This is a genomic window from Neptunomonas sp. (genome assembly GCF_016744175.1).
Taxonomy (GTDB): domain Bacteria; phylum Pseudomonadota; class Gammaproteobacteria; order Pseudomonadales; family Balneatricaceae; genus Neptunomonas.
The window spans coordinates 52483-67296 of sequence record NZ_JADGEV010000013.1 but is presented as its reverse complement, the minus strand read 5'-3'; the positions used below and the strand labels follow the sequence as shown (position 1 = coordinate 67296).

The 14814-nt window shown below is 42.9% G+C and carries 14 protein-coding genes; 5 read left to right on the top strand and 9 right to left on the bottom strand.

Features of this window, described 5'->3' with window-relative positions; all coding sequences use genetic code 11:
• Window positions 1-23: 23 nt before the first annotated feature.
• A complete protein-coding gene (gene queG / locus QZZ55_RS08275; protein ID WP_293266879.1) occupies window positions 24-1112 on the top strand; it encodes a tRNA epoxyqueuosine(34) reductase QueG in 1089 nt (362 codons plus the stop codon).
• Window positions 1113-1114: 2 nt separating this feature from the next.
• Here queG and QZZ55_RS08270 read toward each other — a convergent pair whose 3' ends face one another.
• The 5 genes from QZZ55_RS08270 to QZZ55_RS08250 form a co-directional block, all read right to left on the bottom strand.
• Window positions 1115-2956: a VWA domain-containing protein gene (locus QZZ55_RS08270; protein ID WP_293266850.1), complete on the bottom strand. Its 1842-nt coding sequence runs from the start codon at window positions 2954-2956 to the stop codon at window positions 1115-1117.
• A gap of 88 nt (window positions 2957-3044) precedes the next feature.
• Window positions 3045-3857: a CbbQ/NirQ/NorQ/GpvN family protein gene (locus QZZ55_RS08265; RefSeq protein WP_293266849.1), complete on the bottom strand. Its 813-nt coding sequence runs from the start codon at window positions 3855-3857 to the stop codon at window positions 3045-3047.
• A gap of 83 nt (window positions 3858-3940) precedes the next feature.
• A complete protein-coding gene (locus tag QZZ55_RS08260) occupies window positions 3941-5362 on the bottom strand; it encodes a cbb3-type cytochrome c oxidase subunit I (RefSeq protein WP_293266848.1) in 1422 nt (473 codons plus the stop codon).
• A gap of 17 nt (window positions 5363-5379) precedes the next feature.
• On the bottom strand, window positions 5380-5814 hold the full coding sequence (locus tag QZZ55_RS08255; RefSeq protein ID WP_293266847.1) for a cytochrome c: 435 nt from the start codon (window positions 5812-5814) through the stop codon (window positions 5380-5382).
• A 183-nt stretch (window positions 5815-5997) separates the two neighbouring features.
• The gene (locus QZZ55_RS08250) at window positions 5998-6894 is read right to left on the bottom strand and encodes a LysR family transcriptional regulator (protein ID WP_293266846.1); all 897 of its coding nucleotides are present in this window, start codon (window positions 6892-6894) and stop codon (window positions 5998-6000) included.
• 74 nt (window positions 6895-6968) lie between these two features.
• Between QZZ55_RS08250 and QZZ55_RS08245 the strand changes: the two genes are divergently transcribed.
• From QZZ55_RS08245 to QZZ55_RS08235, 3 genes are all read left to right on the top strand, one after another.
• On the top strand, window positions 6969-7907 hold the full coding sequence (locus QZZ55_RS08245) for a DMT family transporter (protein ID WP_293266845.1): 939 nt from the start codon (window positions 6969-6971) through the stop codon (window positions 7905-7907).
• Window positions 7908-8018: 111 nt separating this feature from the next.
• A complete protein-coding gene (locus QZZ55_RS08240; RefSeq protein ID WP_293266878.1) occupies window positions 8019-9158 on the top strand; it encodes a CHASE4 domain-containing protein in 1140 nt (379 codons plus the stop codon).
• A complete protein-coding gene (locus QZZ55_RS08235; protein WP_293266844.1) occupies window positions 9159-9806 on the top strand; it encodes a GGDEF domain-containing protein in 648 nt (215 codons plus the stop codon).
• A gap of 29 nt (window positions 9807-9835) precedes the next feature.
• Here QZZ55_RS08235 and QZZ55_RS08230 read toward each other — a convergent pair whose 3' ends face one another.
• The 4 genes from QZZ55_RS08230 to QZZ55_RS08215 all read right to left on the bottom strand — a co-directional run bounded on the left by QZZ55_RS08230 (window position 9836) and on the right by QZZ55_RS08215 (window position 14265).
• Window positions 9836-10075 (bottom strand): cytochrome C oxidase subunit IV family protein, encoded by a 240-nt coding sequence (locus QZZ55_RS08230; RefSeq protein WP_293266843.1) that lies wholly within the window; start codon window positions 10073-10075, stop codon window positions 9836-9838.
• Window positions 10075-10599, bottom strand: a complete 525-nt coding sequence (locus QZZ55_RS08225; RefSeq protein WP_293266842.1) for a cytochrome c oxidase subunit 3 family protein — start codon at window positions 10597-10599, stop codon at window positions 10075-10077. Before QZZ55_RS08225 ends, QZZ55_RS08230 begins: the two co-directional genes overlap by 1 nt.
• A 141-nt stretch (window positions 10600-10740) precedes the next feature.
• The gene (locus tag QZZ55_RS08220; protein WP_293266841.1) at window positions 10741-12504 is read right to left on the bottom strand and encodes a NapC/NirT family cytochrome c; all 1764 of its coding nucleotides are present in this window, start codon (window positions 12502-12504) and stop codon (window positions 10741-10743) included.
• Between the two features lie 114 nt (window positions 12505-12618).
• Window positions 12619-14265: a cytochrome D1 domain-containing protein gene (locus QZZ55_RS08215; RefSeq protein ID WP_293266840.1), complete on the bottom strand. Its 1647-nt coding sequence runs from the start codon at window positions 14263-14265 to the stop codon at window positions 12619-12621.
• Between the two features lie 219 nt (window positions 14266-14484).
• On the opposite strand from QZZ55_RS08215, the gene QZZ55_RS08210 reads away from it, so the two are divergent.
• Window positions 14485-14805 carry a plastocyanin/azurin family copper-binding protein gene (locus QZZ55_RS08210; RefSeq protein ID WP_293266839.1) on the top strand — a complete coding sequence of 107 codons (321 nt, stop codon included), beginning with the start codon at window positions 14485-14487 and terminating at the stop codon, window positions 14803-14805.
• Window positions 14806-14814: the final 9 nt, after the last annotated feature.

The window sequence follows — 14814 nt, the reverse complement described above, 5'->3', positions numbered from 1 at the left end:
CGGTAGCGCCAGATTACCAAAACATTCCTCATGAAAAACTGGCTGAGTTAGCAACACAAATCCACCTTTGGGCCGCAGATGCAGGCTTTCAAGAATGTGGCATTGTTGACCCCGACCTTAAAGAAGATGCCGACAAACTACACGAATGGTTAGGAAAACAGTATCACGGAGAGATGAGCTACCTTGCTGCAAATACCGATAAACGCCGTGATCCATATTTACTTGTCCCTGGAAGCTGTCGCATTATTAGCGTACGCATGGACTATACCCCACCCGCTTTTTCTTCACTAAAAGTACTCAAATCCCCTGAAAAAGCATATATCGCACGCTATACGCTAGGCAGGGACTATCACAAAATGATGCGTAAACGCCTAACACAACTTGGAAAACGAATTGAAGACACCATAGGCAAAATGGGTTACCGAGCCTTTGTCGACAGTGCCCCTATAATGGAGCGCCCTATTGCACAGCAAGCAGGTATTGGCTGGACAGGAAAACATACTCTCATTTTGAATAGACATGCTGGCTCGTGGTTTTTTCTTGGCGAGCTATTTATCGACTTACCACTTCCAACGGACACCCCTATAGAAAAACAACACTGTGGTTCTTGTACTGCTTGTTTGGATATATGTCCGACTAACGCTTTTATTGGCCCATATAAACTGAACGCCACCCGATGTATTTCCTATCTAACAATCGAGAAAAAAGGCGCTATTCCTGAAGAACTACGGCCACTAATGGGCAACCGTATTTTTGGATGCGACGACTGCCAGCTAGTCTGCCCATGGAATCGTTTTGCCAAACATACTGCAGAGCCAGACTTTCTTCCACGTCATCAACTGGATGATGCTTCCTTGGTTGATCTGTTCAATTGGGATGAGGCTGTCTTTTTAAAGCGCACTGAAGGCTCTGCCATTCGTCGCACAGGTTACGACGGATGGTTACGTAATATTGCGGTTGCATTAGGCAATAGCGGAGGAGGAGAGGGTATAATCAAAGCCTTACAAGCCAAACGACCACACTGCTCGCCAATGGTAACAGAACACATTGACTGGGCTATCAAGCGATTATCAGAAGGGACCACCCTACTATCACCGATTCAACTCAAATAGCTTTAAGATGTAAGGCGTGCATACAACTGCGGTAGCTTAGCAGGCAGTTCTGCTGCCCTTCTAATTAGCGTGTAATGACCGCGACCAAACAGGTAAGGCAAATAATCTTCAGCCTCTTCATCTATGGTTATACAGAAAGGGATAAGACCGGCCTTACGCGCTTCAATAATTGCCATACGTGTATCTTCAATACCATAGCGTCCTTCATAATAGTCCAGATCATTCGGCTTGCCGTCAGTCAAAATCAATAGAAGTTTCTGCTTTTGTGGTTGAAGATTCAGCAACTCTGTTGAACGACGTATTGCCGCCCCCATACGCGTATAATAACCGGGTTTAATGGCTTCAATTTGTTGGCGGGCCTGTTTACCATAAGCTTGATTGAAACCTTTAAGCATATGAAAACGAATATGGTTACGATAACGAGAAGAAAAACCGCAGATTGAAAACTGATCACCTGTTTGTTGCAAGGCCTCACTAAATAGATACAAGCTATCTCGGATAATATCGATAACCCTTCCCTGATCTCCCACCCAAGCATCAGTGGACAGCGACAAATCTGCTAATAATAGGCAGGCCAGATCTCTATCCTTTTTCTCTAACGCCGAATATAAACGGGGCTCTTCTACTTGCTGCCCTGCAGCACGCTGACCGCGAAATTTAAGGTAAGCCTCAAGATCTAGCTCACTACCTTCTTCTTGATGCTTGACCCAAGTAGACTGAGGCCGGAGCGCCAAAAATTGACGACGCAATCGCCGTGCTGCAGGCCTAAGCCTTTCTGGCAATTCACCCTCATCCGTTACTCCTGCCTGGATAGTCAAAAGGCTACAATGGTCTTTTACTAATACTTGCTTTCTGTAATCCCACTCAGGCAACAAATGCCCCTCACTTATAATAACCTCCTCCTCTTCAGCGGAGGGCAAGTCCAAGTCAAATCGAACACGTTTTGCGGTGGTATCATTATCACGAGTAATGGTGAGTTCATCCATCTCGTTCGCATTATTTTCGGCGTCCTGCAAATCATCGTCTTCATCTTCAGAACGATCCAAATTTGCCATTTCGGCCACACTAAACAAGCTAGTCTCATGACGTAACGTAAGCAAACCGCCTTTATTATTGTCAGATTTCTTGCGCTTAGCCTTTCGCTTGCGCTGCTGCTCAGACTGCTTCGTCTCCCCCTGTGAGGAGGGCTCTTGTTGACTTGCCGATTGGCACACGTCAGTGGCAACAGCACTTTGAGGAGGTGCCGGGTGCAACCACAACAACACCGGCAAAGGGTCTAATGGACACTCGCTCAACTCCTCAACTGATCCAGGTGAGTACAATGCCTGCTGAATATCTCGCTCTTGCGCACCTTCTTGAGCATTCAACTTTTTCGCATCAGGGCGCAAGTCGATAGCCGCCGTCACTAAGCGATGATAGCGGTCAACAAGGCCTGGGTAGCGCTGCAGAATAAACAGAACTTGCTGCTGGCTTCTAGCGATCCAATTAAGCTCATCAAAAGCGGGAGCTGTGGCCATCGCGGCCAACCAATAATAAAGTTCACGATTGAGGCCCGCTTCAGGGAATAAGTTGATTCGATCTGGAAGATGTAGCGTCTCGGCACTACGCCACGCGAGTGAAATGCGCTTACCGCTGCCAGCAACACGTTGCAACCAATGTCGTCTAAGTGAAGACTCTGTCTGAACAGAAGCACGAATGCTCAACCCACCATCGCCACCCAGGGTACGAAAAAAAATAGAAAGTGGCTTGCGAACGCTATCAAGCGTAACGGCTTCATGTTCCCAAGCAGGATCAGCCATTCGCCTAATCAGCCGATCCCAATACTTACCTACTTGCTCTTCCATCGGACGACCTCAATTCATTGCATTCACAGCGCAACATGATAAACAGCTATAAAAAGTTGCTGCCAATTAATTAGCTACCAGCAAACATTTAGAAGTTAGCTTTTACAACTTCCATCAATGCGGTAATTGTATCTTCATCATCCGTTAGCGATTCAACCAAACCTGCTCTGCACGCTTCAACAGGATCAAATCCTGCTTTCATTAAAGTCGCTGCATATACTAGAAGACGCGTACTTGCGCCCTCTTCTAAGTCCATATCTTTTAAACCACGCAAACCAATCGCTAAATTTATAAGCCGTTGCGCATTTGCCGAATCCAATCCCGTTTCTGCTTCAATAACACGTTTCTCTTCTTCGGGCTTCAAATAGTTAAAGCTCATCGAAATAAAACGTTGTCGTGTACTGGGCTTAAGACCCTTCATTAGGTTTTGATAACCTGGGTTATAAGAAACCACAAGCATAAAATTCTTAGGTGCATGCAGCAGTTCATTCGTACGATCTATCGGTAAAATACGACGATCATCCGTCAACGGATGAATAACCACAGTGGTATCTTTACGTGCTTCCACTACTTCATCTAAATAACAGATTCCACCTTCACGAACAGCTCGAGTCAATGGGCCATCATGCCACTGAGTCATACCATCGCCTATCAGGTAACGGCCGACTAAGTCAGAAGCAGTCAAATCATCATGACAAGAAACCGTGTGCAATGGCAGGTTTAAGCGCTCAGCCATATGACTAATAAAACGTGTTTTACCACACCCTGTCGGCCCTTTTATTAATACCGGCAACTGGTTTTCATAAGCATGCGTGAATAATTCAACTTCGTTATTCTGAGGAAGATAAAAAGGAGCATTACTGGCAGAGAGATCCAGCTCAACTGGGCTAGCAGTGTGCATAAGGGACTCCATGAAAAGAAAAAAGAAAAGCGCCCTGCCCAGAAAAGGACAGAGCGCGAGAGAGCTTACACTCTAGATGTTTATTAAGCGTTTTCTTTAGTGTTAGCTTTTGCTAACACTTTTGCAGCGTCGCGTGCAGCGTCAGCATCTGTTCCGATGAAGAAACTCCATATATAGACACCTAAACCGCCTAGGAAGAATACTCCGGCAACCTCACGCATCCAAAAGAAAACAGCCATTTTGTCTTGAACGAGCATGAATGGCATTGGTGTTTCGGTATAACGTTGCAGCCAAACCTGAACAACACCAGCAGCCGTCAAGAACAAGGTGATGAACACCATAGACACAGTCATCAACCAAAAGCCCCACATCTCAGCGACCTGAGCCTTGTTGCTATTAGCAATACGACCACGCATCAGCGGCATTGAATAAGAGATGATGCACATAACAACCATCGCATAAGCCCCATAGAAAGCCATGTGACCATGAGCTGCTGTCAACTGAGTACCATGCGTATAGTAGTTAATCGGTGCCAGCGTATGCAGAAAGCCCCACACGCCTGCTCCTAGAAATGCCATAACACCTGTACCCATCGCCCAAAGCACTGCAGCCTTGTTAGGATGCTCACGACGGCGCTTATTGACCATATTGAAAGCAAACAGCGTCATCATAAAGAATGGAATAGGTTCCATCGCAGAGAATACAGAACCCAACCACTGCCAGTATTCAGGTGCACCAATCCAGAAGTAATGGTGTCCTGTACCGAGAATACCGGTAATCAGTGCCATCGCAACAATCATGTACAACCATTTTTCGATAACTTCACGGTCAACACCGGTGACTTTGATCAACACAAATGCTAACAACGAACCTAGAATTAGCTCCCAAACACCTTCTACCCATAGATGGACAACCCACCACCAGTAGAACTTGTCACGAACCAAGTTTTCTGGGTTATAGAAAGAGAACAAGAACATTACTGCCAAACCAATTAAACCGATCATCAGGATAGTGCTGATAACCGTTTTACGGCCACGTAGTACAGTCATACCTACGTTGAACACAAAACCCAGCGCCACAATTACGATGCCGATTTTAGTGATCAAGGGTTGCTCAAGAAACTCACGGCCCATGGTGGGCAAAATATCATTCCCTGTCATCTCAGCTAAACGTGCATAAGGCACCAATAAATAACCAAGAATAGTTAATGCGCCGGCAACCAAAAAGACCCAGAAAAGCACGATGGCTAATTTAGGGCTCCACAGCTCGGTTTCTGATTCCTCTGGAATCATGAAATAAGCGGCACCCATAAAGCCAAACAGCAGCCAAACGATAAGCAAGTTGGTATGTACCATACGTGCAACGTTGAACGGGATAGCAGGAAACAAAAAGTCTCCGATAACGTATTGTAAACCCATAATCAGACCGAACAGGATCTGACCGACAAAGAGCCCCAGCGCAGCGATAAAATATAATCGTGCGACTTTTTGAGATTCATACTTCATATTGATGCTCCTTTGCCTCAACCCTGAATATTAGGTGGCCAGTTACTGGTGTTAATCTCTGAAGTCCATTTCAAGAATTCAGCCACCGCTTCCAACTCTTCATCAGATAGATTGAACTGCGGCATACTACGACGCCCTTCAATACCTTCAGCCGGACGGTATTTGATGAAAGCGATAATCGCTTCTTTACTACCACCAAATCGCGTATATACATTGCCTAGTTCTGGCGCGAAGTAAGCACCCTCACCCAGCAAAGAATGACAACCGACACAGTTATTTTCTTCCCAGACTTTTTTGCCTAGGACGACCTGCTCGGTGATGTTTTCACGGTGATCCCTTTCGGGAAGCACCTTTTCAGTATGATAAGTTAGGCCAAGAAACACTAGAATGAAGAATAAACTTCCTCCATAGAAAATATTTCTTGCCATAGCTTTGGTGAACGTTTCATTCATAAAAAGCTCCGTAACCCAGCGAAGGGACCAGATTGCATAGTTAAAATTCAGGTAGCGCTATTATGAAATATTTGTGCACAGTATAAAATTGATCGATATCAACTACATTAAAATATATTAAAAATACATTTTAATACACAAGGCAATAACCCCATGAATCCAATGGTTAATCGTACGTTTCACCTATAAGAGCAACTTAATTAAGCCTGTGCTCTTAGCCGTTTTAATAAATGCTAATGTCGCAGGAGATGCCCTCTTTTCACTATGAATAGCCAAGCCTATCTGCCGGTATACGGGCGGATCAAGAGGCTTCATAACATATTTCTTTTCACTCATTTGTTGTCCATCCACAGGTAAAGCAAGTTCTGCCAACAGAGACACGCCTTCTCCTCTAGCCACCAACGCTAGAGTACTCATCACTTGAGCACTACGAAAGCGCACATTGGGGGTTAAATGTGACGCGTGAAATAAAGACGCTACAATTTGCGCAGAACCAGCCTCAGTCATAATAAATGGATCACTACATAGCTCGTTTAGACGAACACTGTTTTGTGTCACTAACTGATGGCTTGATGGCAACAATGCAATTATTTGATCGGTAGTAAGTAGATACGTTTCGAAACGCTCTTCAGGCAACACAACAAAACCCACATCAATACGCCTATCCAGAATCCATTGCTTCACATCCTGATCAGGCCCTTCATCGATATGAATTTCAATATTTGGGTATTGTCGGCGATATTCACTGAGTAGTGTAGGCAGCAACCTTAAAGAAGAACTAGGTCCAAAAGAACCTATACGTAATGTTCCCGCATTCAAACCATTCGCATCGGCAGCTTCTTGGCGAATTGTTTCGCAAAGCCCAATCATTTCACGTGCTCGAAGTAATAAGCGACTACCTATTTCGGTGACCTCTGCATCTGCTTTTAAACGTATAAAGAGCTGAACGTTTAGCTCTTTTTCAAGCGAGCGGATCGCGTGCGATACAGCTGACTGGCTTATCCCAAGGTAAAGCGCTGCCGCCGTAAAACTGCGCAGATCAGCAACCATCACAAAAACTTCGAGCTGGCCATTAGTCATGAGTATTTACTCATTTTACTATGAATTAACATGAGGTAGATCATATAGCTTATTTCATCTCGGAGCTCTTTTCCATGACAACACCTTCCCCAGCAATGCTAACAACACCCTCATTAATAAGAATTTACTTAAAGCTAACAACTGTGGCCTTTGTCTGGGGAGGAACATTTATTGCTGGGCATTCATTAATGGAAACACTACCGCCCATTACAGCAGCGACTGCAAGATTCATTGTTGCCGCAGTCCTACTCATCGCCTGGGTTTACAAAACAGAAGGAGGCCTTCCCAGGTTAACGACACAACAATTATTGGTTACTTTCTTTCTTGGCGCTAGTGGCGTGTTTTTATATAACGTGTTCTTTTTTGAAGCCCTATCATCTTTGCCCGCAGGGCGAACAGCATTGCTTGTTTCGCTCAATCCGATTATTACCGCTTTAGTGCTTGGTCTGCTATTTGGTGAACGATTAGGAGTGATCCGTTGGCTAGGAATCATACTGGCTTTCGTTGGAGCAGCCATTATTATCACTCGTGGCAACTTACTAGCCGCAGCACACGACTTATCTAATGTCTTTGGCCAAGGAGAAATATATATGATGTGTGCTGTTATCAGCTGGGCGACTTATACCATCATTGGTCGTTATGCTCTCAAAGGTCTCAGTCCACTTGCAGCAACTACTTATGCAACGTTATGGGGATTGTTTCTGCTAATGGGCACAACACTACTCTTCCCACCGGAACCCGACTTCAATCAACTGTCTTTGTTATCTATCGGATCAGTGATTTATTTGGGAGCATTTGGCACTGTTATTTGTTTTGTCTGGTATTACCAAGGAATTAAAGCAATTGGCCCTTCGAGAACGGCGATATTTACCAACTTAGTCCCTGTTTTTGGTGTATTGCTAGCCATGTTGTTATTAGGAGAACCAATACTGATATCCATGTTACTGGGGGGCGTACTGGTTATTTTAGGTGTAACAATGACAAATCACTCAAACGCATATTCGCCAAAATAACCAAAAACCATGTAACTAAAAACCTAATAACCACTCATATCTTACTGTCTTTTTTCGGCGACATAAACCATACTTGCTTAAGGTGGAATTGACTTACGAACTTTTGTGGATATGCAACAAATGTTAATCGAGAACATTAAGGAAAAAAGCCAGAGCAATCCGGTACATGCTATTGTGTTAGCCCTTATTTTCTTATTAACCGTCACACTTTTTGCAATGATTGCAGTGATTTTTCATAGTACAAATCAGGCCAATGATGAGGCTCGCTCACACTCCATATCATCAGCCAACAACATTTTGAAAGAAAAACTACTTCAATTAGAATCTAATGTCTCTGATTATTCTTATTGGGATGATTTGATTCAGAACACCTATTACCGCCATGATCAGAAATGGATAGATAATAAGCTGGGTAAGTACTTACTTAACAATTTCAACATCAGTAATGTTATCGTTTTAGACGGTAAAAACAAACCGATCGTAGCTATAAGCAACGGAGTCACAGTCGATAAAAATTTTTACCATACCTTTGTAAGTGATCTAAAAGAGCTCGCCGAAAAAGCACGTGAACCATCCCCAACCCGACAAGGCACCTCTCGCATATCAATTTTTAATAATACGCCCATATTATTAGCCGCTTCCGTTCTAACACCTGAAGATGGAAGCCAACTTCCCAGCCCAGCTCCCGTACTAATTTATGGCAAACAACTAAATAATAGCTTCCTTTCCAAATTATCAAAGCAATTTCAATTAGATGAGCTTCAATTTACTCAAACTGGAAAAGCTGATAGCTCACAGGCTTTTATAGATATCAAGAATAGAAAAAATCAATCTATAGGAAAGCTTACTTGGTCTCCAAAAAAACCCGGTGATCAGGTACTAACAAAAACAAAAAGACCCATGATATTTCTTTTATTAGGCTGTACCCTTGTACTTTTCATCATCATCAGATCAACCAACATAATCACCAAACGTCTTGCAAATGCTAAGGAAAGTATCGAATTTCTATCAACAGCGATTGACCAAAGCCAAAGTATAGTGCTTATTTTTGATCATGAAGGCACTATAAAATACACCAATTTACAAGCAGACAATTTTTTTAATATATCATTCCAAGACAAAAACATTGCAAACCTTATTCCAACTTTATTTAATGATAAGTTTTATCGCATCATTAATAACCACATCATAAATAAAAATTTATGGCAGGGTGATTTTGAATATAAATCATCTGATAGCCATAGTATTTGAATGCATGCAAACCTTTCACCGGTCGTTGAAACAAACGTATCAACTCACATCATTTGTGTGCTGGAAGATATATCAAAATTGAAAACTGCTTTTGATGACATGGCACACCTTGCCAGTCATGACGTACTCACAGAATTAATTAACAGACGGCTATTTAACGATCTATTAGAGCAAGCTATAACATCTTCAGAAAAAGATAATGAATCTTACGCACTGTTATATGTAGATCTAGACGGGTTTAAGCAGGTGAATGACAGCATGGGGCACTTAATAGGCGATGAGCTACTCATCAATGTCGCTTTACACTTAAAAGCAACCACACGTGAAGATGATACTGTAGCGCGTATTGGTGGTGATGAATTTGCAGTACTCTTAAAAAATATTAGCAGTCGCTCAGACATAGAGGCCATACTTGAAAAAATACTACGCTCGTTAAGTAACACCATGACACTATCAGGAAACAGCGTACAAATTAGTGCTAGTATTGGCGTAGCCATGATTCCAAACGATGGTACAGATATAGACACATTGATATCTAATGCGGACTTAGCACTTTATGAAAGCAAGGCGGTTGGACGAAACACCTTCCGGTTTTATAAGGATATTGTCAATGTTCATACACCAGAGCAAACCAGCGTTACTCTCTAAAACCCCTTCAAATGCAGTTTCAAAATCATCTATAACAATAACAACGAGATAAGAAATACGACGACAGGTGAATAAAGCATCAAGCCCCGCTTGACTACGTGCTTAACACCGGCCAACTCCATGAATCCTGCAACAATCAACAAGCCCTTTACTGCTGAGATAATCAACACGATCATGATGATTTCTGAACTAGGCTGCACCTCGCCCAGCATAAACATGGTTAACGTTAGGGAAATTAAAATCAGCCAAATAGTAATAGGATGTTTCATCAATGAATCACATAAATCAGCGGGAAAAGAATAACCCAGACAAGGTCAACCATATGCCAGTAGCAAGCTCCACTTTCTAATCCGCTCATCTGCGCTGGAAGATAACTACCACGCCACAACCTAACGGACATAAAGCCCAATATCACGATCCCCAATACAACATGAAGTAAGTGAAACCCCGTTAGCAGAAAGTAGCCTGTGTAGAAGTGATTACTATCAAGATCAAACCCCTGTCGTACTAGTTGTTGGTATTCCCATATCTTTACCACAATATAAATAGAGCCTACAGGAATACTGACCAGCAACCAGCCAAATGCACCGGACTTGTTCTGACGCACCATATGAACAGCCTGAGCCACACAAGCACTTGAGGTCAGCAATGCTAATGTATTAATTAAACCCGCTTGCGGGTGCAATGTTTGCTGCCCGGCTAGAAAAGTCATTGAGTCGCTGCTACGCAAATAACTGAATAACAAAAACAACAGAGCAAAGACGGAAAGCTCGGCGATAATAAAAATCCACATTGCCAAGTCACCTGGTAATGCAGGGGAGGGATACGTTTTACATGAGTCCATATTTAAACAAGAAAAGGAACAGCAGCCTACAGGCACTGTTCCTTCTCAACTCGCACGAGCCAATACTTGGCTGATTAATAACGAAAATGTCTATTGCTTGGTAGCATTAAACTCGGCTTCTGCATTACCAAAACCTAATTTATATCCCAGTGATACATGATGAAAACGAGCATTTGAATAGTCATCATGAATCGCAAAGCCAATATTATACAAGCTTTCTTCAGCCATACTAATATCGCCTTCTTTATCAGATTTTAATTTACGTTTCATAATAACAACCCATGAACCGCCATTAAGCGAAGCATCAAACTCAGCACCCTGCCCACCAGCCATTTTCCTATCAGCCAGTAGAACACCATCCTCAACCACATTTTCCCCAGCTTTTAAGCGAATAATGTCCATAAAATGACCTTCACTCATTTCGGCAGCCAGCTCTTCATCTGATTTAAGCTTATCCCATCCACCTCTTGGTTTACCACGGCGCCCTTTCACTTCTAGCTTGGTACGTGACTCTTTAATATATTTAGTCACCCCACCCGCTAAATCTAAACGCTCACCTAAACCACTGGCCGTTAACACATCTTGCGCAGGTGTATCAGGCATTGACCGAGCATCATGATGGCACGAACCCCAGCAACCCGCTTGGCCTGCATACTCAACATCATCTGTTGCAAACATCAGCGCCAATTTCATTGAGTTCTTAGGATCCATTTTTCCACCTTCTACAGAAGGCATTGGTACATGTTCTGCATCCTGCCAACTGAAGCGCATGTATAAAAACTCATTATCGTAAGTTGACTCTACGGTTACCGGAATACTACCGCGCTTACCAGGAATAGGAGCTGACTCAGCGACTTCTCCGCTAACAATTCTAGCTCCCATATCTGCTGTTTCTTTGTCATGGCAAGTAACACAGCGCTCACCGCCTTTTAAAAATGGACGAGCTCCGCCATGGTCACGACCATTCATTACCCACTCAATTGACGCTTCACCGGGGTAAAATAACGTAACATCTCGGCTAGAAGCCTTACTCCAATCTACATTAATCGAGCTAGCACTCTGTGTTGTTGCACTATCACCCGACGTGTTATTAGACTGACTAGCCAACGCCGATGCGACGGCGGCTTCAATACGTTTTTTCTCAGCAGCTTTAGCTTCAATTTTTACTAAACTTGCTGCAGCGGCTTCTTCAGCCTCTTTTGCTTCAACCTTGGCTAATCCGTCAATATACATTTGAGGAACTTCACGAATAAAATCTGGATTAGGCGCTTCTAACGCTTCCAAATCCTCATCACTTAGAAGGTGTCGTACACTGTTGTGAGCAATACCTTTGTGGCAATCAATACACGTTTGCCCGCTTTCAAAAGCATTCAAATGCTGCTTACGTGCACGAGGGCGCTGAAATTCAGGATTCATAGATTCAAAATCGTGGCAATTTCGACATTCCCGCGAATCTGTATCTTTCATTTGATTCCAGACATTCGTTGCGAGCCTTAACCTATGCTCTTCAAATTTTTCAGGGGTATTAATAGTACCCAGTGCTTTATGTAATAATTCATTCGATGCTTGTACTTTACGAACCACCTTATGTATCCACGGGCGTGGAACATGGCAGTCCGGACAACCTGCCCTGACCCCGGTACGGTTCGAATAATGAATACTCGGTAAGTATTCTTGATAAACGTTATCTTCCATTTCATGACAACTAATACAGAACTCGGTTGTATTCGTTGCTTCCATTGCGGTATTAAAACCGCCCCAAAAAATGATACCCACGACAAAAAACACAATGGCACTAGCTATAGATGTGCCTAGTATTAACCGGCGTGACATAAAACCTGTTTTAATTTCCATAGGGGTGACCATATGTGTGATGCGAAGGGATCAGGAAAATCTGCTTTAAACTTATTAACTCCGTACAAACGAGAACAGGCATAGCGAACTATGCCTGTTACACGTACAGCAGTATTAAGTTTTGTGGTTTACACGGTTAAAGACGTTAAATTTACCAGTCGGTGTTGTTAGACCTTTAATACGTGCTTTCTCTTCAAGAGTTTTAGCATCGTAAACTACGATCTCACCTGTTGGGTTTTTAGCATCTTTACGGTTCCATACAGAAACCCAAACCTCAGTACCATCTTTGTTAAATTCCATGTGAAGCGCAGCTTTACCTTCTTCTTCGGTTACACGGATTGTTTTAACAATTTCACGAGTGTCTTTATCAAATACTTGAACACTCTGCTGAATTTCTGGTTCTGGGTGTTTCAACTGATCTGCCCAAACATACTGAGATGTTTCATGCGTACGAATAAAGACACCAGCACCATCTGTTTCAACTTCATAACAAAGTTTCCAAGCTTGATCTGGGTGACCCATAGGGTCATTACCCCAAACAGAAACAGAACCTTCACCTAAGTGAGTTGTGCCACCGACAGGACCACACTCTTTGTCAATCCAGTTAGCGCCAGGCCCAGGATGCGGCAATTTAGCAACATCAATCATCTTCTCGAGCTTACGTTCTTTGGTATCAACAACAACCATTTTGTTTGATGCATTTGCTGCGATCTGGAAGTAACGACCAGTAGGGTCAAAGAAACCATCATGCAAGAACTTAGCAGAATTAATTTGCTCTATACGCAAATTATCTAAGTCAGTGTAATCAACCTGCCACATCTGGCCAAGTTCTTTAACAGCAACAAGGAATGTAGGTTCGTTAGGTGTAGTGTAAATTGCTGCGACACGCGCCTCATTTACATACTCACCATCTACATTGATACCACGTGAAGAAACAACTTTTAGTGGGTCAAGTGTTTCAGCATCCATGATGACGAAATGCGGCGGCCAGTAACCACCTGCGATAACGTACTTACCATCACCTGACACAGCGATATCACGTGCGTCATATGCCATCTTAGTTTCTGCAACTAGCATTTTGTCCGGTGTTTGCCACAAGTCAATCTTGTTAACCTTGCCATCACGTCCAATCGTATACCAGAAACGACCTACAGCATCTTTAGGATGCTCCGTTTTATGATGCTCCGTGCCTTTGATAACATGTACTGCGTAACCTGTATCAAGGTGAGCAACTATTTCTTTAGTATCGCCATCAATAATCGCAGCGGTTCCTGCATCACGCTCAATAACTACAAAGAAGTTTTCCCAGTTACGACCATGCATCGGTTTGGTAGGATAATCTTTAGGTGAAACGAATTCTTTAGTGTGCTTTTTCATCATTGCCAGAGACATTTCTGGCGGCACTGGTGGTTCCATCTGAATGTAAGTAGCTAGCGTAGATATTTCCTTCTTAGAGAAAATATCATCAAAGTTATTCATACCGCCTTCTGTACCGTAAGCGATAATTTGTTCAAGGCGCTTTTGACCTAATTCTAACGTCTCTTTAGGCTCTAGGTTTTTACCTGTAGCACCTTTACGTAAAACACCATGACAGCCAGCGCAGCGCTGAAAGTACATTGTTTTTGCTTGTTCAAAGTCAGCTTCACTTAAGGATGGTGTTGCTGGCTGAGCTGCTGCAGCATTAGCCCACCCAACTGCTAACGTTAATGAAGTAGCGGTCAACCATAAGGCAGGTCGCTTAACAAGATTTTGCTTCTTCATTCTCTAATTCTCCTCTTCCGCTTTTGCGGAGATTATTGTTCTTATGTTCATCCCCTGAACGTATAAAACCAACAAGAGTTGAACAGACTGGTACATGTTAAATAACCCAAGGCAACATGCACTTGATAAAGGTCAACTTTAAGTTATTTTATTGACTCAATCAGATTAAAAACTTACGTTTACTTATGACATGGTAAATAAAGATAATCGGAGCGGGTTATGAAGACATATCAAACCTTAATGGCAGGAGCCATTTCATTGCTAATCACGTTTAGCGTACAAGCCGATATCGTCGAGGTAAGCATCTATAAATTCGAGTTTATTCCCAAGATAATATCCATAAAAAGTGGCGATACTATCGTATGGGTCAATAAGGAAAAACGTCAATACCATAATGTTTGGTTTGAACAGTTTGATGCGAAACAACCCGATTACTTATTCCCAGGTGACCGTTATGAAAGGACCTTCAATCAATCAGGCGAATTCCCTTATCGCTGCGGCCCTCATCCAGAGATGAAGGCCACCGTCATTGTTGAATAGAGCTCATCT